Here is a 20,187-nt window from a genome sequence, read left to right on the forward strand (position 1 = left end):
TGAAGTGCGGAATGTGGGTTAGAACTTACGCGTTGACAGGATCAACCAAATATGAGGTATGGATTTCGGGCATTTTTACGTGATTGTTTGATGATTTTTGAGGAATAGCGAAGTGCTGGTGCAAGCAGTTCGCTATTGATCGGAAGTTAATCACCAAAAGCCTGAAACGACCAAATATCCTTCATCCATATCATGGTTAATTTGTATAGTGCGTAAGTCCTAAATTCTTTCAGGGGAAAATGATCAACAACCTACGCCGGGTAAATTCTTAACCGCCGATTTGGTTCCTCGCCAAAACTATCGGACTTGAGGCGATAATGTTCTACCAACTCATGCTGCATTTTCCGCACTTGGGAAGAACGGGGTAATAACTCCACAGGTTGACCTTTAGGAATGACAATTTGCTCTACAGCAAGTCGAGCTTCCTCTAAAGCGTCCATTTCATCATCACTACCGTTGTGTAATAACAATTGTAATTCACGGTCATCGCCAATATCTGGATCATCAATATTCAGTAATCGGCGTAAACTGCGAGTAATTTGGGGAATTGTACTAGACTTGATCACATGAATGGGTAAATGACGAGCTTTAGCCATTTGTCTTAACTTAGCATGATTCTTGATATGCGATCGCAAAGCCAAAATAGCATCAGCACTATCTAAATCCTTTGTCAATATAACTGGCAAAGTTAACACATTAATCACCTGTTCTAGTTGGTGACGACTGACCCCATAGGGGTAAATGTGCAATGGCAAATCTTCCCCATTGGGACCGGCTTGTTTGCGACCGCCAAAATCAATACTGTCTGAGTAATTGAAAGACTCATCTAACAAACGGTCGAATTCACTGAGTCCGGTTGGTCTTTCCCTATCTAAAGATAAAGGTGGTAAAGCCACCATTTGTCCAGACGAACGCCAACCATTAGGTTTAGCAGCTAGGAAAGATTCTTCAACATTAGCCAGATGTCCATTACCACCATTAACCACAGCCAACTGTCTAGTAATGCCCACCTTGCCATTTTCATCCACCGTTCTTGTTTGTGGGTTAGGTTGACGACCCCGTAACAAAGTATCAACCGTATCCGCCACACATTCATGAACTACCCAGCGTTGCCGTTCCAGCATTTCCACAGCAATCTCAAAAGTCGGCGGGGCTTTGCGTTCCAAAACCGTCTTTTGCGAACCCCGCCGTCTAGCTTCATCATCTCCCAACGTCACAGCTTGAATACCGCCAACCAAATCAGACAAAGTAGGATTTTTAATCAGGTTTTCAATCTGATTACCGTGGGCAGTTCCCACCAATTGCACCCCCCTTTCGGCAATTGTCCGGGCGGCTAAAGCTTCCAGTTCTGTCCCAATTTCATCAATGACAATCACTTCTGGCATATGGTTTTCCACAGCCTCAATCATGACTTGATGTTGTAACTCTGGTTTGGATACTTGCATCCGTCTAGCACGACCAATGGCAGGATGAGCAATATCGCCATCTCCCGCAATCTCGTTGGAAGTATCAATAATCACTACCCGTTTATTTAAATCATCGGCTAAGACACGGGCAATTTCTCTTAACGCCGTGGTTTTACCCACACCAGGACGACCGAGCATGAGAATTGATTGACCAGTTTCCACCAAATCGCGGATCATGCCAATTGTCCCAAATACCGCCCTGCCCACACGACAAGTTAAGCCAATAATTTTACCAGTACGGTTGCGGATGGCACTGATGCGATGCAGAGTTTGCTCAATTCCTGCCCGATTATCCCCCCCAAAACTACCAACTCGTTGAATGCAATCATCTATCTGTGCTTGAGTAACAGGTGTTTCGCTCAGATACTCCGCCGTATGGGGAAACCGAGCTTCTGGACGACGGCCTAAATCCAAGACTACCTCAACTAAATTATCTCGTTTCGGATGATTCTCTAGTTTCTGTTGTAGGTCTTGGGGCAAAATGTCTAACAACTTTTGGAGATCTTCTGTAATCGTCATGCTTTCTATTGGTGACTGACGTTTTTAGAGATAAGGTTGGAGCTATGAGCGTGATCCCTAAAGACAGCATAGCTATCACTGGGATTTGATCTGGGAAACAAGACTATGGGCAAGCGCTACGGCTTGCCAGAGTAATTCAGGCTTTTCTTCCAGGCGGATGTTGCCTTGACTATCAGTATTAACCACCTCCTTATTTTCCAACTGGTCAAGCATGGGTGACAGCAATACACGGGCGTAACTACCATAGGCAACGCCGGCAATTTTGGATTTTGGATTTTGGATTTTGGGATTGTTATTTTCTAATCCAAAATCGTTTAATAGTCCCATCGCCTGTAACTTAGGAACAGTGTAGCTATTAGTACCACCTGCTAACTGCACATATCCCGCTAGGTTTGCTGCCAAAACTTTTTGTCCTAATTTGATAGTAGCTATGGTTGTACCATCACCAATATCACCACTCATAGAACGGCCGTCCGTTTGCCAAATTAAAAATTGGGGACGAGGGACAATTAAATCATAAATTGCTTGTAGGTAATCAATTAGCCCTTCTCCATCGTTACAACTGATGGCTAGGAGTTTTAATTGATCTGCCCAGGGTGCTATTGCTTGCCATAATCGCTGAAATTCTGCCAAGGGCCCGACTTGAGTATGAATTTCTATCGCATCTATTCCCTTTGACATGATTAATGGGGCAATTGCGCCTGGAGTAGATACATAGGAATTTGTATAAATTATACCATAGGGGCAAATCGACAAACAACGACCACAGCCATAACATTTTTCTCTAATTACTCCTGAAAATTCATCTTTGGTATTGTTAAATAAAATAGCTTGGGCTGGACAAATTTTTTCACACGGTCTAGGACAATCACTAGGACACTCTTGTGTATTAAAATCGGCTTTTCTAAAATGGGGATCTTCACCATCGTTGAGACTGACCATCAGCAAAGGCAAATCACCTGTAAAGGCAAAGCCTCGCTCCTGGGCATCCCTCGCTAAACGCTGGGCTACTAATAAAGCTTCTTGGGTAGCGACAATTACCGCCGGATCGGCGGCGACATCTATACAATCAGCACCAGCCAAAGTATAGGCTAATGTGAGATTTCTGACCGCAGGAAGATGTTGGAAACTAGCTCCGCAGATCAATTTGAACCAGTTACCGTGTTTTAGGGATTGTAAAGGGGCTAATAAATCAGTCACATTTCCATTATGCTTTTATTCAACTGAAAATTGCAGCCTGTGATCAAGAAAATTTAGGTTTTTTTATCATTAACTTTTTTAGGACTTACGCAAGATGTAAATGAAAACCTAATTCTTGGGTAGGGGTAATTCATGAATTACCCCTACTTTCGTTCTGTTTCGTGTAAGTCCTCTTTTTTACTGGCATATTTCCATACTACTACCAATGATAATTTTTTTCCCCACCTCGGAAATTGGCACTCTTGTATTCACAGCCAATCTATAAAAATGATTAAATTGCGTTGTATTTACATAATTTGGTAGAGTTGCTTGGCGTTTTTGCCTAAATATTTTCTGAAAGTTTGGGTAAACTTCCCCTGAGTAAGAATCTCGCGTCGGGACTATACAACGCTGACAAGGATTAATACCCAAAAACTGTACATCTGCAATTTTAAACGCTACTGTTTCGCCACCAGCCGCAAATAACCGATCTTCCCAAAAAGCTGGGACACCATCAATTTCAATATTGGCACGCATTCGCCGCCGCATTTCATCAATATTAATACTGGGAAACCAGGATACAACCTCTGTTAAAGTATGGGTACTAATTATGGTTGCCCCTGGTGAATCTGTATCATCAGGAAAACCCATATTGGTATTTTGCTGTAATTGCACAGGAAAACCCATAAAATTGCTTAAAGCTGCGGCTAATGCTGGGCGTTCTTCATCTAAATGAAAAACCTGTTCTGAATTTTCACCAGGAAATTTCACCTTGATTAGTCTTTTTGCCAAAGAAAATGTTGAACGTAATAAATGGAGTTGAGGATAACGTTTACCGTTTACAAACCGATTTTGTGCGTCCACCAATGCAAACTCACGGTCATACCGGAGTGAGCCACTATCAGTAATAGTGGCATTTTCCACTTCTACAGCATCTAGCGACTTGACTGGATAAATAAAAATTTTGGCTAAATAGGCGGTTTGCACTTGAGTCATAGCAGTTAAAAAATAGGGGACAAATTCGTTATTCTTTTTGCTCCTGACTCTTGTACGGGCGAACGGTCGTTCGCCCCTAGTTTATTATGGTTGTCCAGATGGATAAGCCGGAGATTTGTCAATTGAGCCAATTTTATTTAGTGGCCAGAAACGAACTATAGCCCGACCAATAATGTTATCACGAGGTACAACACCCCAACAACGTCCGTCATAACTGTTAGGACGATTATCACCTAAAACTAAGTAGGAATTGGAGGGAATAACCTCAGGTTTGGCCAAAAAAGGAGATTGATCTCCATTACTGTTACAAGCTTCCACGGAAGTCAGTGTAGAAGGAGAAAGATAGACTCCTTCCTGTAAAGGCTTCCCGTTAATATATACTTTGCCTTCTATAATTTCTGCTTTTTCCCCAGGTAAACCAATTATTCTTTTAATATATGCTTCCTTTTCAGGATTATTCTGTATTTCTATTGGGGGTATAAATACGATGATATCACCCCGTTCAGGGTTAGCAAATCTATATTTGACTTTATCAACAATAATTTTGTCTGCTCGCCACTGGTCTTTAACTCCATGTAGAGTTGGTTCCATAGATCCAGTTGGAATCCAGCGAGCTTCAGCGACAAAGGTACGAATTCCTAGAGCGAGAAAGATACTCAAGATCATCGTTTTAGTTAGCTCTACGATCCAGGAGTTATCAGGTTCTTGGCGAGAGTTTTTGTCAGACGCTTGATTTTGCATGAAATTAGTAAAGTAATGTGAAAAAGATGGGTATTGTTCAGGGAAAACCTAAATTTGCAAATCAATCCGGGATAAGCTGTGGATCACTTTGCCATGGAAGGTTGATTTTTGCCAGCGTGACTGCTATTCAACTTGGTTTGAGAGACTTGATACATTAATCTTAACGATATCAAGCAAATGGTAAGTAAATAAATTGCAGAATTTATCCTCGTTTGCAGAACAACGGATTAATCTTTTGTAACACAAAACCTAAATTGCTGATTTTTAGCTCCAAGTTAAGTTTAACTTAAAGGCTTAATCATTAGTCATCAAGCGGTAAGCTGTTGTGCATAACCACTAAACCCTTGTAGGGACAATTCGTGAATTGTCCCTATGATAATTTTCACTCCTATGTCTAATCTATAGGACTGAAGGGTATTACCCCTACTTTCGAGGTATTTTGCGTAAGTCCTGACCTACACATCTGGGTTTTTCGTAATCTTGCAAAAATTCATGTCCCAACCGTGTTTACTATAGGAATAGTTCTTAATACACTAAAAAATCTGAAATTCATGTCTACTCCACAAAGTTTACTGATTCGCCAGGCTGAAATCATTTTACCTAATGGTGAGTCAATGATTGGAGATGTTTTAACCGAGGGTAGATACATCACCCAAGTAGGTAGAGAAATTACCACTGCTACACCTGTTAAGGAAATTGACGCACAAGGTTTAACTTTGTTGCCTGGTGTGATTGATCCCCAAGTACATTTCCGTGAACCAGGTTTAGAACATAAGGAGGATTTATTTACTGCTAGTTGTGCTTGTGCTAAGGGGGGGGTGACTTCTTTTCTGGAAATGCCCAATACTAGACCCTTAACTACTACCCAATCTGCCCTAGATGATAAGTTACAACGGGCTAGTCAAAAGTGCGTAGTTAATTATGGCTTTTTTATTGGGGCAACGACGGAAAATTTACCAGATTTGCTGTCTGCCCAGCCGACTCCAGGAATTAAGGTTTTTATGGGGTCTATGCACGGACAGTTATTGGTGAACCAGGAGGAGGCACTAGAGGCGATTTTTGCCCGAGGTAAGCGTTTAATTGCGGTTCATGCGGAAGACCAGGCGCGAATTAATGAACGTCGTCAGGAGTTTGCGGGTATTACAGATCCGGCGGTTCATTCCCAAATTCAAGATAATCAAGCGGCTTTGTTGGCTACTCAGTTGGCTTTAAAACTTTCTAAAAAATATCAACGCCGATTGCATATTTTACATCTTTCGACGGCGGATGAGGCGGAGTTATTACGGCAGGATAAACCGAGTTGGGTGACGGCGGAAGTTACACCCCAACATTTGATGTTAAATACTGATGCTTATGAAACTATTGGGACTTTAGCACAGATGAATCCACCTTTGCGATCGCCCCATGATAATGAAGTTCTTTGGCAAGCCTTACGGGATGGTATCATTGATTTCATTGCTACTGACCACGCCCCCCACACTTTGGCAGAAAAAGCCCAAACTTACCCTAATACCCCTTCAGGAATGCCGGGTGTGGAAACTTCCCTACCTATGATGTTAACGGCAGCTATGGATGGTAAATGTACGGTTGCCCAAGTTGTACAATGGATGTCTAAAGCTGTGGCTGTAGCCTATGGTATCGCCAATAAGGGGGAAATTACCCCCGGTTATGATGCTGATTTAGTATTGGTAGATTTAAAAAATTATCATCCAGTTAAGCGGGAAGAACTGTTAACTAAGAGTCGTTGGAGTCCCTTTGAAGGTTGGAGTTTAACGGGTTGGCCTGTGACAACAATTGTTGGGGGTGAGGTTGTTTATGACAAAGGACAGGTAAATACTCAAGTTCGCGGACAAGCTTTAACTTTTGTGTCATAATTTAGGCGAGTATTTAGTTGATAAAAAAAGTTGGGTATAAGGAAGTGTTCACGTCTGCAAAGCGTGGCAAAGCCATACCCAACAAAATACAACAAATGTTGGGTTGAGAAAACCCAACCTATTTAGGTGTGAAATACAGCAAGACTACTTCTATGGAAACTAAACAGGTAAAGTTCCTATTAAAGCTGTTGGGATTTCCCAATTATCGTACTGGCTTGAGTTCTAGCAGTTTTGATAGTTTTAAAAGTGAGAAAAACAAAATCTGTCGAGATTTGGGGGAACTCGAATATGTAGACTATTCCCGCGAAATTGCCACAGTCAAGATTTTACCTCCTGGTCAAGCACTATTAAAACTCGACTCTGCACAATTACCTACTGATGATAAAGAATTGAAGGTACTAGAGAAAATAGGTAAGAGTTCTGGAAAAATTGCCCCCAGTGAAATCAAAGTTTCAGCACTAAAATCAGATGAACGAGATGTAATCTTAAAAACCTTGGGTGAACGGGGTTTGATTGCTATTGAAATCAAGATGAAAAGGGTTAAGGCTGAAGTTTGGTTAACGGAAAGAGGAATTGAGTTTTTGCGAGATGAATATATTCCCGAAGGAAAAGCAAATATAGACTTTAGTTTGCTGGGTAATTATGTGCAGTTTTTACGGAAGAATTTGCGGATTAAGTCAGAACAAGTTTCTACTTTAGTTTCTGATAATGTGGCATCATATTCTGATATTAATAGCAATATTAGTGATGAAGAAATTTTAGAGACTATCAAGAAATTAGATCGGGAATTGGGTACAGAGAATTATTTACCAATTTTCCATTTACGGCAAAAGTTACAACCGCCTTTATTACGAGATGATTTAGATCAGGCGTTGTATAGGTTGCAAAAAAGTGACAAAATTGATTTTAGTACCCTACAAGAAGTCAGTGCTTATACACCAGAACAAATTGATGCGGGAATTCCTCAAAATATTGGTGGACAACTGTTTTTTCTCATAGTTAATTAACAGGTTTTCCAATATTTTTCATTTTTTCATCACTTCCTCCTCTCACTCACCCATATCTATGACAGACATTAAAGACATTATTAAACGCGAGGTCAACCCTTTTGACGTGATCAATTTGAAGCCCACTAATTTTTGGGCTGAAGAACAAGATTCAAAACTCATGGTTGAGTCAATTCATAAAAACGCAATCATAGAAATTGAAGGTTTACTTGATTTAGTAGGTAAAGATCATCGTAGTCGTACAGCTTTATTAGCTGGTGAGTCTGGTTCTGGTAAAAGTTATTTATTAGGTCGGCTCAAACGCACTCTTAACCGGAAAGCCTTTTTCGCCTATATTCTCTGTAATTGGGCTGATAGTAGTAATATCTGGCGGCATATTTTACGTCATACTGTTGATAGTTTAATTCAAGTTCCTGAAGGTGAAAAAGAATCACAGTTAATGTTGTGGTTGAAAAGTTTAACCGCATTTACAAGAAGTGATATCAAGCAACGAATATTTAATGATAATTTTTGGGAAGCATTACAAAGTAATCGGCAAAAATTCATCAAACACCTCAAGGATAGTTATAAAAAGGCAGGTATTTATAACCCTGATATGTTTTTTGGAGTGCTACATGATCTCGCAAATCCAGAATTATATGATTTAGCTTGTGAATGGCTGCGTGGCGATGATTTAAATGAAGATTCCATGAAAGAAATCAAGGTCAAAACTTGCATTAATACAGAAGATGCTGCTAAGAATATCTTAGCAAACTTTGGCAGAATTTCCACACAAACCCAACCGATTGTTTTATGTTTTGACAATTTAGATACTATGCCCCAGTTACCAGAAGGTTTTCTGGACATACAACCTTTTTTTAATGTCAACACCACAATTCACGGGGATAATTTAAAAAATTTCTTGGTGATAATTAGCATTATTACAAACACATTAAAACGGCATTTTGATCAAATTCTCCCAGCAGATAAAGCCGGAATACATAAAACAATTCAGTTAAAACCTATTACTATAGAACAGGCGGAAGCACTTTGGGCTTATCAACTTCAGCCATTACATCAACTAGCAAATCCTAGACCTGAATCTCCTATTTTTCCCCTAAATCGGGGAATGTTGGATAAAACCTCCCCCGGTGGTAAAACTATGCCTAGAAATACATTAGTTTTAGGTCGTGAAGAATATCAAAAATATAAAGGTTCATTATTAGATGAAAAACCAAAGCCCGAAACAGTTACAATACAAATAAAGGTAACAACATCCAATGAAAAAACTGTTCCTAAACCTATAATCGTTGTTCCACCACGATCTCAAGATAATCAAGATACAATTCAAGCAGAATTTGAATTATTATGGCAGCACGAATATACAAAAAGCCAGGGGAAAATTACCAAGATTTCTTTGTTATCATCACCTGATTTAATTCAGATGTTGCAGCAATCTATATCTACTTTAAAAATACAGGGAGTTAAGTCTAAACTTTTAAGCGGAAAGTATGCTAGTTATTCCTTGAGTTATCAACATCCCACAAATCGGCAAAAATTAGGTATACTTTGGACAGAAGATTCAAATATGAATAGTTTTTATCATGTAATGAATGCTTGTCAAACAGTAATTCAAAAAAATCTTTGTCAAACTATGCACTTAATTCGTGCTGGAGATTTAGGAAAACCAAATCTGGCTGGAAATCAACTCTATAGACAGATTTTTACCAATACTAATCATGTTCATATTAAACCAAGTCTGTCTTCTATTCACTACTTGGCAACATATCAAAGTTTGGTAAATTCTGTCAAATCTCAAGAGTTAGTAATTGGTGGAAAAACGATTAATTTACGAAGACTAGAAACTTTAATTAATGAAGCTGAGATTTTACATAAATGTACTTTATTGCAGGATTTAGGTATTGTTTCCAAAACAGAGAAACCACCAACTACAAATAGAAACGGTAAAAAAGATTTAAGACCTGTTAAAGATTTCTTATTAAATCTAGTCAAAACTCAAAGTTATATGGGAGTACCTACTTTAATTTCACAAGTAGTTAGCCAATTTCCTGATGTGAAAGAAACTGATATTCAACATTTAATTGATCTATTATGCCAAGAAAAGAAAGTTAAGATTATGAACCCAAAAGCTAAATTACCAGATCAATTAATTTGTTTAATTGTTTAAATTCACTTGTTTTTTATAAGATCATCAGCCAATGCACTACCTGATAGAATCTTCTGAAATTTACCAGCAAATTTTCCAACTGTCCCTATCTAAAACCCTATGGATAGATACGGAAATCGCTGATTCGTATACCGATAAACCAAAATTAGCACTAATTCAGGTATTGGCTGATTATACAGATTTAACTGGTGAATCTGCTTACATTTTTGATGTTTTAGATAAACCTGATTTGGCTGCATATTTTATCAACCAAATTATGGTTAATTCCCAAATTGAGAAAGTTTTTCATAATGCTGGTTTTGATTTAAAATATTTAGGGAAGGAAGTAGCTCAAAATGTGACTTGTACTTTCAAAATAGCGAGAAAAATCACCAAAGAAGTTTTACAAACTACCAACTTAAAACTAAAAACTCTAGCTGCTGAACTCTGTCAATTTTCTCATGTAGACGCAGAAGAAGGAAGCAGTGATTGGGGAAAACGTCCCCTGACTCAAAAACAGTTAAACTATGCAGCTATGGATACTGTTTATTTAGCTGCTGTTCATCGTCGCTTACTGGAAATATCCAATCCTGATGTTATCAGTCGTATATTTAATATGGTAAATAATAAATCTGAAAACTCTTCTTTAACTCCCACTAAAGTTAGATTAGCTTTTGAATGTCCCCGACTATTTTATCTAAATCACCATTTTAATTGTAAAGCAATATTCTCTCCTAAAGATACCCTTGGGGGTGTTGGTAATGTTTTCCACAAATTAGCGGATGATTTGATTAATTTACTGCTGATTGAACCCAGATTTAAAAGTTTATTCAATCCATCTGCAACACAATTAAAGGTAGATGTAATTACCTTAGAAATTCAACAATTATTCTATCAAATTAGGTTCTTTCCCTATTTACAAGATGTAATTGCAAAAGACGCGAGTAAACCACCTGTATTACTACAAGTTTGGCAAGGTTTACGAGGATTAATTAAAAAGTTTACTGAATTGTTAGTAATTAATCGTCATTATTGTAGTGCGGAAACGGTTATTCAGAATACTTTTATTTCTGGAGAACACCATTTAGAATATTACTTTGATTTACCTAATGGGACAAAACAATTAATTAGAGGTGAGTTTGATTGTCTGGTTTTTAATTTTGAACTTAAACGCCTTTGTATGGTTGAGTTTAAAACCTATCAACCTGTAGATTTAGCAGCACAATTAGCGCAAGTCTCTCTCTATAGTTATATGTTATGGAAGCAGAAAAAAGCACCTGTTGATTCTGCTGTTTATTGTGTTTTACCAGAATTTAAAGAATACAAATATTCTTGGGAACAGTTAGAAAATACGGTTCATCAATTAATTCCCTATAAATTATTACAAATGCAAAACTGGTTAAGTTGGGAATCTCCAAATCCTAACCCACCACCAGCGACGACTGAACCTTATTTATGTGAAATTTGCCCCCAACAACAAAAATGTCAAACTTTTTTTAATTCTAGTGCTACTCTGAGTCAATGTCTAGAGAAAATGATAGATGTATGTGATCGGTTGATAACTACGTCAACTATTACTGCTGATAAAACAGAGGAATCCTTAGTTACAAATGTGGAATCTGATCCCACCCAACCCCCCTTAGAAAGGGGGGAGATTTTACCAACTATTAATGCTGATGAAATTGGCGCATTTTTAGTGACAGTTCTAGAATCTTTTAAGGTTAATGTAGATTATTATGGCGCTGATGTAAGTCCGGCATTTATTCGGGTGAAGATCAAACCACATTTAGGTGTGAAAGTTCCTTCAATTTTGAAATTATCCGCAGATTTACAAGTACAATTGGGGTTAGAAAATCCCCCTTTAATTGCACCTCAAGCTGGTTATGTAAGTGTTGATTTACCCCGGCAAGATAGACAAATTGCTAAATTTGAAGATTTTATTCAAAAGCAATTTTTACCCCCAACAGCACCCGTAAAAATTGCTATTGGAGTGGGTATTGATGGTAAATTGTTAGAGGCTGATTTATCAGATCCAAATACCTGTCATTTTTTGGTGGGAGGAACAACAGGCAGCGGAAAAAGTGAGTTTTTGAGATCCTTACTTCTCAGTTTAATCTATCGTCATTCTCCGCAACATCTCAAAATTGCCTTAGTTGACCCCAAGCGGGTAACATTTCCCGAATTTGAACAAATGTCATGGTTATATGCACCAGTTGTCAAAGATAGCGATCGCGCTGTAGAATTAATGCAGGAACTAGTTGCACAGATGGAATCTCGCTATCAAAAATTTGAAAAAGCTAAATGTGCAGATTTAACAGTTTATAATCAACGTTCCTCCCAAATTTTACCGCGTATTGTCTGTATATTTGATGAATACGCCGATTTTATGGCAGAAAAAGAAACTCGCACCATATTAGAACAAAGTATCAAACGTTTAGGCGCAATGGCAAGAGCCGCCGGCATTCATTTGATCATTTCCACACAACGTCCAGAAGCGAGTATTGTTACCCCAATTATCCGTTCTAACCTACCTGGACGAGTCGCCCTGCGTACCTCAAGTCAAGCAGATTCATCTATTATTCTGGGTGGAAAAGAAATAACAGCAGCTTATTTATTAGGGAAAGGTGATTTAGTTTACCAAGTTGGTTCACATCTACAACGCCTTCAGAGTTTATTAGCACAAAGTATTAAACTATCTTAAAAAGATCCCCGACTTCTTAGAGAAGTCGGGGATCTAAGTAACATAACCAAAGTTAAAATTTATTAGATAATATGAACGCGACATCATTGGGAAAGCGTCAGTAGAGGAATTAACATGGGATATGTAATTGCAACCGCAAATATGAAGGGTGGAGTTGGTAAAACCACCATTACAGTCAACATAGCTACTTGTTTAGCGAAAAATTACGGAAAAAAAGTCTTAGTTTTAGATTTAGATAGTCAAATTAGTGCCACACTGAGTTTAATGTCACCTGTGGACTTTGCTAAACGTCGTAAACAAAGAAAGACGCTGAGATATTTGTTAGATCAAATTATTAATCCCGAACCAGAGGCAAAATTTACAATTCAGGATATTATTCAATCTGAGATTTGTAATCTGCCTGGATTACATTTATTACCGGGAGATATAGATTTATATGATGAATTTGTAGTTTCAGAAATGCTGCATAATCAATCGCTAGCATTAGGTGAACAGGATTTTGAAAATATTTGGAATCGTTTTGAAAGGGTGTTAATTAGAGATATTTTAAACCCTGTGAAGGATGAATATGATTTTATTCTGTTAGATTGCGCTCCCGGTTATAATCTCATGACTCGCAGTGCTTTAGCTACTAGTGATTTTTACATTCTTCCTGCTAAACCAGAACCCTTATCTATAGTAGGAATCCAACTTTTAGAAAGACGGATTTCCCAATTAAAAGAAAGTCATGAACATGAAGCCAAAATAGATATTAAAATGTTGGGAATTGTCTTTAGTATGTACAGTAATAACTTACTCAATGGGAGATATTATAAACAGGTGATGCACCGAGTTGTGGAAGATTTTGGGGTAGATAAAATTTGTAAAGCTCAAATCCCTGTGGATGTTAATGTTGCCAAAGCTGTAGATAGTTTTATGCCTGTATCTTTACTCAGTCCAAATACAGCCGGTTCTAAGGCATTTATGCAATTAACTCAGGAATTATTGAAGAAATTGTAACCAGGTGTTTGAAAAGTTGAATAGGTGTAAAAAGCTCCCTCACTTTTCAAACATCTTCTAAGGTAAAAACCGATCTAAAGCAGCTTTTAACTGGGTAATTTCTAGATCAATGTTACCTTCTTGGGCGGCTCTACCAATACACTCAGTTAAATGCTCATCTAATACGATCCGTGCTACTTTATCTAATGCTCCACGGACAGCGGCAATTTGTAATAAGACATCAGGACAGGGGGTATTTTGCTGTACCATTGCTTTGATACCGCGAACGTGTCCTTCTATCCTGGAAAGTCGGTTAATAATTCGCTTTAAGGACTCTTCGCTGTGAACATGAGGATGAACAGAATCAACATGATCATGGGAATGATCTGTATGGTTGTGATTGTGTGTATGTGCTGCTGATTCCGATCTATTCAGGGGTTCGTTGATGACTGGGTTGGCTGCATTCATGAGTAGGTTTTGGCATTTTGGCATTAATTAATATTTTAGCCTAGAGAGATCGGAATTTTTAATATTGCGAGTTTTTAGCGACTGATGACTAAATGCCCAAATTTTAGGAAAAATTCGTTAAGATCAAAAAAATAGGACTTACGCAACTGGCATATTGGTAGGGTGTGGTTCAGTAAGCTCACCAACCACGTCAGACTGCATAAATCCTGCAAATCAACGGATTGTTGATATCTGACGTACCCTACAACAGATTTTTTGTGTGACACCTGCGTAGGTCTTGTTAACGTTGACATCTAAGATACATTTATCAAAAAACCACAAAAATTAGGCTTTGTAGATTAGGTTGTGATTATGCGATTTTCCAAATTATCCCGGTCTATCAAACAAATTAGTACCCATGTTTTAGCGATTTTTATGGGAGTGATGTTAACTGTCACTTCTCTCAGGGTGTTACCTTCAGCAGCAGAACCGGGGCCAAATCCTGTCACTGAACCATCAGCAAGAGTTCTTGAAAAGTCATCTCCTGCTACGAATGCTATTGGTAGTCATAGTTTTGTAACAACGGCGGTAAATCGTGTAGGTTCGGCAGTAGTAAGAATTGATACAGAAAGAACAGTTTCTCGCCGCAATGATCCGATGATGGAAGATCCTTTTTTCCGGCGGTTTTTTGGTGATAGCTTTCCCCAACAGTCTCCCACTGAACAGTTACGGGGTTTAGGATCCGGTTTTATTCTAGACAAAAGTGGTGTAATTCTCACTAATGCTCACGTAGTTGATCAAGCTGATAAAGTTACAGTTCGTCTCAAAGATGGCCGCACTTTTGAAGGTAAGGTGAAAGGCATTGATGAAGTTACAGATTTGGCTGTTGTCAAGATTAATGCTGGTAAGGATTTACCTGTTGCCCCTTTAGGTTCTTCTAGTAATGTGCAGGTGGGTGATTGGGCGATCGCTGTCGGTAATCCATTAGGATTTGATAATACTGTAACTTTGGGAATTGTCAGCACTCTCAAACGTTCCAGCGCTCAAGTTGGCATTAGCGATAAACGGTTAGATTTCATTCAAACTGATGCAGCTATTAACCCCGGTAACTCCGGTGGCCCGTTATTAAATGGTTTAGGAGAAGTAATTGGCATTAATACGGCAATTCGCGCCGATGCGATGGGAATTGGATTTGCCATTCCTATTGATAAAGCAAAAGCGATCGCTACTCAATTACAACGAGATGGTAAAGTTGCTCACCCCTATTTAGGGGTGCAAATGGTGACACTAACACCAGAATTAGCCAAACAAAATAACAATGATCCTAACTCCATGTTTGAAATTCCCGAAGTTAAAGGAGTTTTAGTAATGCGAGTTGTACCTAATTCACCGGCTGCCACTGCGGGTATCCGTCGCGGGGATGTGATTGTGCAAATTGACAATAAACCAATTACTAGCGCGGAACAGTTACAACGGGTAGTAGAAGATAGCAACCTGGGGCAAGTATTGCAAGTCAAGGTACAAAGAGGTAATCAAACACAAATGCTTTCAGTTCGCACTGCTGAATTGAAAGATATTTCCTAGTTAGTTTGTAACCACCTAGCTAGTAGTAAGAAAAGTCCCCCAAGTTTGGGGGATTTAGGGGCATCTATCAAGTGTTACATAGCACAGGAAAAGGTTTTCAAACATCCTCTCAATTGATAATTATCCAACAAGGAGATTTTCTTCGGGATAGTGAACTCTGCTAGGACGAGGATCACCTAATATGGATGACATTAATAATAAAATACCGACGCGACCAATGTACATAGTCAGAATTAAAATTAATTTGGCGGCGGTAGAAACAGTTCCAGTAATACCTGTGGAAAGTCCTACTGTACCAAATGCCGATACTACTTCAAATAGGATTTGAATAAAGGCCAATTCCGGGTCGGTAAGACTAATTAAAACTGTGGCAACAATCACCGTAGCTAGTGAACCAAAGACCACACCCACGGCTTTTAAAATCAAGGATACGGCAATTTTGCGATTATATAATAGTACCTCTTCTTTCCCTTGTAAAATAGCTTTTGTAGAACTGGTCAGCACTCGTAAAGTTGTGGTTTTAATTCCTCCCCCTGTACCTCCAGGACTTGCACCAATAAACATGAAAGCAATCATAATGAATAATCCTGCATTAGTCATTTTACCAATGTCAATACTGTTAAAACCAGCAGTTCTGGTACTAACTGACTGAAACCAAGCTGCTAATATTTGATCAAATAAACCTAATTGTCCAAGGGTACTATCATTTCTAATTTCTATTAAGAAAAGAGCAACTGTTCCTACCAATAATAATATTAAAGTTGTGCTAGTGGCAACTTTAAAATCTAGAGAAAACATTAAATAACTCGGCTTTTTAATGATCCGATTACTTTGATAAATAAAGCCATCTCTCAACCATAAATATATATCCAAAATCACCTGATAACCAATACCACCAAAGATGATTAAACAGCCAATTGTGATAATAACTAATGGAGAAGATTGGTAACTCATTAAATTGTCTTTAAATAGACTAAATCCAGCATTATTCCAAGCACTAACACTGTGAAAAATTGCTAACCACGTTCCTTCTTGCCAACCTTTTTCGGGAACAAAGGCTAACATTAATAAAAATACTCCCGTGAGTTCAAATAATAAGGTCGTGGCAATAATAGAACGGATAATTTGGGTACTACCACTCATACCTGGACGGTCTAAAGCTTGTTGAATTGCTACTTTTTGTCGCAAATCAAACTTTCTACCAATTAATAACATTAAAAAGGTGGTAGTTGTCATGTAACCTAAACCACCAATTTGTGCCAATAGGGCAATAAATAATTGACCTAAAAAGGAAAATTGAGTACCAGTATCTACTACGGCTAATCCTGTGACACAAACCGCAGAAGTTGAAGTAAATAGTGCCACAATGGGGTCATTCCAATCACCATTCCCGGTAGAGAAAGGCATCGTCAAAAGAATTGCTCCCAAGAGAATGACAGCTATAAATCCCAAACAAATTGTCCGAGCAACAGTCATAAGTAATTAAAAATGAAGAAATTTTCTGCAATTAGGCTATTTTTATATATTCCCAAGGTAGAATTAATAGGTTATTACCTGGCGTAAAAAAATATCCCTATCTAATTAAAAACATAGATGGTAGCATATCAATAAGTTTTTTTTCGTTTTCTTGTCATCTTTATTATTAACAACTTAATGAGTCAAATACTTTACAAACAAATTCAGGAATTTTACGATGCTTCTTCCAGTTTGTGGGAACAAATTTGGGGAGAACATATGCACCATGGATATTATGGTGTAGATGGTAAACAGGTCAAAGAACGCCGTCAGGCACAAATTGATTTAATTGAAGAATTACTCAAGTGGGCAAATGTTAAGAGTGCGGAAAATATCCTTGATGTTGGCTGTGGTATAGGTGGTAGTTCTTTATACCTAGCTGATAAATTTGGGGCAAATGCCACAGGAATTACATTGAGTCCTGTACAAGCGGCTAGAGCCACAGAAAGGTCTTTGGCTATGAATTTGAGTCAAAAGACTAGATTCATGGTTGCTAATGCCCAGGAAATGCCCTTTGAGGATAATTCTTTTGATTTGGTGTGGTCACTGGAAAGCGGTGAACATATGCCAGATAAAACTAAATTTTTACAAGAATGTTATCGAGTCCTAAAGCCAGGTGGGACTTTAATTATGGTTACATGGTGCCATCGGCCAACGGACAAGTCACAACTCACAGCAGATGAGCAAAAGCATTTAGAAGATATTTACCGAGTCTATTGTTTACCTTATGTTATTTCTTTGGCGGAGTATGAAGCGATCGCTTGGCAATTACCATTAAATAATATTCGTACTGCCGACTGGTCAACCGCAGTTGCACCTTTTTGGAATGTTGTCATTGACTCTGCCTTTACACCTCAAGCATTTATCGGTTTATTAATGGCTGGTTGGAGTACAATTCAAGGGGCATTATCTTTAGGTTTAATGCGTCGAGGTTATCAAAGCGGATTAATTCGCTTTGGATTATTGTGCGGGACAAAATAGACCAGGGAACAGCAAAAAAAATGAATCAGTTTTATCAACAAAATTCTCCTATTTCTTCTAGCAGTTGGTTTTCTGCTTTTTGGAGGTTTTCCCGTCCCCATACAATTATCGGCACAAGTTTGAGTATTTTCGGGTTATATTTAATTACTCTAGGTGTCACATCTAGCGGGTTTTCTATTTCCCACCTTGGTCAAATTTTAGCAACATGGATTGCTTGTTTATGTGGCAATATCTATATTGTTGGTTTGAACCAAGTCGAAGATATTGATATTGATAAAATCAATAAACCTCATCTACCATTAGCATCAGGAGAATTTACCAGAGGACAAGGGCAATTAATTGTTATTATTACTGGTATTGTTGCTTTGGTTTTAGCCTGGTTAACTGGCCCATATTTATTGGGAATGGTAGCCCTGAGTTTAGTTATTGGTACAGCTTATTCTTTACCACCAATTCGGTTAAAACAATATCCTTTTTGGGCAGCTTTATGTATTTTTTCCGTGCGGGGAACAATTGTTAATTTAGGATTATTTTTGCATTTTAGCTCTGTTTTGCAAAGGAGCCAAGGTATACCCAATGTAGTATGGGTTTTAACAGTATTTATTTTGGTATTTACATTTGCGATCGCTATTTTCAAAGATATTCCTGATCTAGAAGGCGATCGCACTTACAACATTACAACATTGACAATACAACTCGGACAACAAAAAGTATTTAATCTCGCACTTTGGGTATTAACAATTTGTTATGGAGGGATGATTTTAGTAGCATTATTGCAACTGGCTAAAATTAACACCATTTTTGTGGTCATTACCCATACATTAATTATCATTGTCCTCTGGTGGCAAGGTACAGGAGTCAATTTACAAGATAAACAAGCCATTACTAATTTCTATCAATTTATCTGGAAATTATTCTTTCTCGAATATCTACTTTTTCCCGTTTCCTGTTTATTAGCTTAAAATCATGTTAGAAACATTTCCCACTGCCAATATTATCGCCATTTCTATAGTTATATTTGGTTTGGCTATTCTCGGATACTTGAGTATCAAAACATTGATCACTTCTAATTTATTTCAGAAAGGCATTAATTTTTATCAAGCTAAGGATTATGATAATGCTGAAATAGTTTTACGCAAAGTTATTGCTATTAACTGTACTAATGATATGGTACGGTTGTTATTAGGAGATATTTTAAATCAGAAAGGCCAAATTACCGAAGCTAAAGCATTATTTTGTGAAGTAATTGATAGCAGTCCTAAAAATCCTGATGCTTATTTACGTTTAGCAAATATTCTCATGCAGGAACAACAGGAAACGGAAGCAAAAGCTAATCTCATACAAGCAAAAGAATTATTGCAAAAACAGCGTCAACCAGAAAGGGCGAAAAAAGTCGCTCTTTTACTAGATAAAATGACAGCTAAAAATGTCTGATAAGTAGGTAAACTTAAAATAACCGAAATGTGTAACGATTAACTTGCTGATTACCGAAACCGTGGAAATCATAGTCTGATCAACTACCCTTAATCATACCACACCCCCAACCAGTGAACCTTTTAAGAATACCAAATCATCATTTTTCCGCATTCCCATATATCGGGAGCATAAAAAATGTGTAAACTTAAAAGAGTTCACTCAATAATAAAATCAATCATGACTCGCTGGTTTAATATTGCAGGTCCTTGTAAAGAAGATATCCACTATATGCTATCTCCCACAGTCAGATTACCAGATTTAGAGGAGCTAATTCAACAACGTAGTTATTTTGTCCTTCATGCACCACGACAAACAGGGAAAACCACCGCCATGTTATCCCTAGCAAAACAACTTACTGATACAGGAAATTATGCCGCAGTCATGGTATCAGTAGAAGTAGGAAGTGCATTTAATCATGACCCTACCGCCGCAGAATTAGCAATCTTAGGAACTTGGTATAATACAATAAATATCCGCTTACCTAAAGAATTGCAACCACCTGTAAAAGAATGGCAACAAGAAGAACCAGGAAGCAGAATTAAGGCTTTTTTACAAAATTGGGCAAAAGCTATAAATC

At 38.0% G+C, this 20,187-nt stretch carries 15 protein-coding genes and 1 pseudogene; 10 read left to right on the forward strand and 6 right to left on the reverse strand.

From position 1 onward, the window contains the following. Positions 1-251 precede the first annotated feature (251 nt). From CUN59_RS17825 to lepB, 4 genes are all read right to left on the reverse strand, one after another. Entirely contained in the window at positions 252-1,985 is a 1,734-nt protein-coding gene (locus tag CUN59_RS17825) for a R3H domain-containing nucleic acid-binding protein (RefSeq protein ID WP_104389110.1), read from the reverse strand. 75 nt (positions 1,986-2,060) lie between these two features. Then, positions 2,061-3,185, reverse strand: a complete 1,125-nt coding sequence (ldpA, locus tag CUN59_RS17830) for a circadian clock protein LdpA (RefSeq protein WP_104389111.1) — start codon at positions 3,183-3,185, stop codon at positions 2,061-2,063. Positions 3,186-3,362: 177 nt separating this feature from the next. Then, positions 3,363-4,160 carry an MOSC domain-containing protein gene (locus tag CUN59_RS17835; RefSeq protein WP_104389112.1) on the reverse strand — a complete coding sequence of 266 codons (798 nt, stop codon included), beginning with the start codon at positions 4,158-4,160 and terminating at the stop codon, positions 3,363-3,365. A gap of 84 nt (positions 4,161-4,244) precedes the next feature. Further along, positions 4,245-4,901, reverse strand: a complete 657-nt coding sequence (lepB, locus tag CUN59_RS17840; protein WP_104389113.1) for a signal peptidase I — start codon at positions 4,899-4,901, stop codon at positions 4,245-4,247. A 551-nt stretch (positions 4,902-5,452) separates the two neighbouring features. Between lepB and CUN59_RS17845 the strand changes: the two genes are divergently transcribed. The 5 genes from CUN59_RS17845 (at position 5,453) to CUN59_RS17865 (ending at position 13,628) form a co-directional block, all read left to right on the forward strand. Further along, on the forward strand, positions 5,453-6,775 hold the full coding sequence (locus tag CUN59_RS17845) for a dihydroorotase (RefSeq protein WP_104389114.1): 1,323 nt from the start codon (positions 5,453-5,455) through the stop codon (positions 6,773-6,775). 152 nt (positions 6,776-6,927) lie between these two features. Then, on the forward strand, positions 6,928-7,782 hold the full coding sequence (locus CUN59_RS17850) for a transcription factor RcaD (RefSeq protein WP_104389115.1): 855 nt from the start codon (positions 6,928-6,930) through the stop codon (positions 7,780-7,782). A gap of 58 nt (positions 7,783-7,840) precedes the next feature. Next, on the forward strand, positions 7,841-9,949 hold the full coding sequence (locus CUN59_RS17855) for an ATP-binding protein (protein ID WP_104389116.1): 2,109 nt from the start codon (positions 7,841-7,843) through the stop codon (positions 9,947-9,949). 31 nt (positions 9,950-9,980) lie between these two features. Next, the gene (locus tag CUN59_RS17860) at positions 9,981-12,629 is read left to right on the forward strand and encodes a DNA translocase FtsK (RefSeq protein WP_104389117.1); all 2,649 of its coding nucleotides are present in this window, start codon (positions 9,981-9,983) and stop codon (positions 12,627-12,629) included. A gap of 114 nt (positions 12,630-12,743) precedes the next feature. Then, the gene (locus tag CUN59_RS17865) at positions 12,744-13,628 is read left to right on the forward strand and encodes a ParA family protein (RefSeq protein ID WP_104389118.1); all 885 of its coding nucleotides are present in this window, start codon (positions 12,744-12,746) and stop codon (positions 13,626-13,628) included. Between the two features lie 57 nt (positions 13,629-13,685). Here the strand turns inward: CUN59_RS17865 and CUN59_RS17870 are convergent, their stop codons facing one another. Beyond that, complete coding sequence (locus CUN59_RS17870) at positions 13,686-14,075, reverse strand: metal-sensing transcriptional repressor (RefSeq protein WP_104389119.1); 390 nt, start codon at positions 14,073-14,075, stop codon at positions 13,686-13,688. A 351-nt stretch (positions 14,076-14,426) separates the two neighbouring features. On the opposite strand from CUN59_RS17870, the gene CUN59_RS17875 reads away from it, so the two are divergent. After that, entirely contained in the window at positions 14,427-15,638 is a 1,212-nt protein-coding gene (locus CUN59_RS17875; protein ID WP_104389120.1) for an HhoA/HhoB/HtrA family serine endopeptidase, read from the forward strand. A 120-nt stretch (positions 15,639-15,758) separates the two neighbouring features. On the opposite strand, the gene CUN59_RS17880 is transcribed toward CUN59_RS17875, so the two are convergent. After that, positions 15,759-17,114, reverse strand: coding sequence for a TrkH family potassium uptake protein (locus tag CUN59_RS17880; RefSeq protein ID WP_104389121.1), 1,356 nt, complete (start codon positions 17,112-17,114; stop codon positions 15,759-15,761). Between the two features lie 177 nt (positions 17,115-17,291). Here CUN59_RS17880 and CUN59_RS17885 point away from each other — a divergent pair, with 177 nt between their 5' ends. From CUN59_RS17885 to CUN59_RS17900, 4 genes and pseudogenes are all read left to right on the forward strand, one after another. Further along, positions 17,292-18,134 (forward strand): methyltransferase domain-containing protein, encoded by an 843-nt coding sequence (locus CUN59_RS17885; RefSeq protein ID WP_104389122.1) that lies wholly within the window; start codon positions 17,292-17,294, stop codon positions 18,132-18,134. 20 nt (positions 18,135-18,154) lie between these two features. After that, a complete protein-coding gene (locus CUN59_RS17890; RefSeq protein WP_104389123.1) occupies positions 18,155-19,096 on the forward strand; it encodes a homogentisate phytyltransferase in 942 nt (313 codons plus the stop codon). 4 nt (positions 19,097-19,100) lie between these two features. After that, complete coding sequence (locus CUN59_RS17895; RefSeq protein WP_104389124.1) at positions 19,101-19,568, forward strand: tetratricopeptide repeat protein; 468 nt, start codon at positions 19,101-19,103, stop codon at positions 19,566-19,568. Positions 19,569-19,787: 219 nt separating this feature from the next. Continuing rightward, positions 19,788-20,187 (forward strand): annotated as a pseudogene (locus tag CUN59_RS17900) (ATP-binding protein); the annotation flags it as partial.

The organism is Cuspidothrix issatschenkoi CHARLIE-1 (assembly GCF_002934005.1).
GTDB classification, from domain to species: Bacteria; Cyanobacteriota; Cyanobacteriia; order Cyanobacteriales; family Nostocaceae; genus Cuspidothrix; species Cuspidothrix issatschenkoi.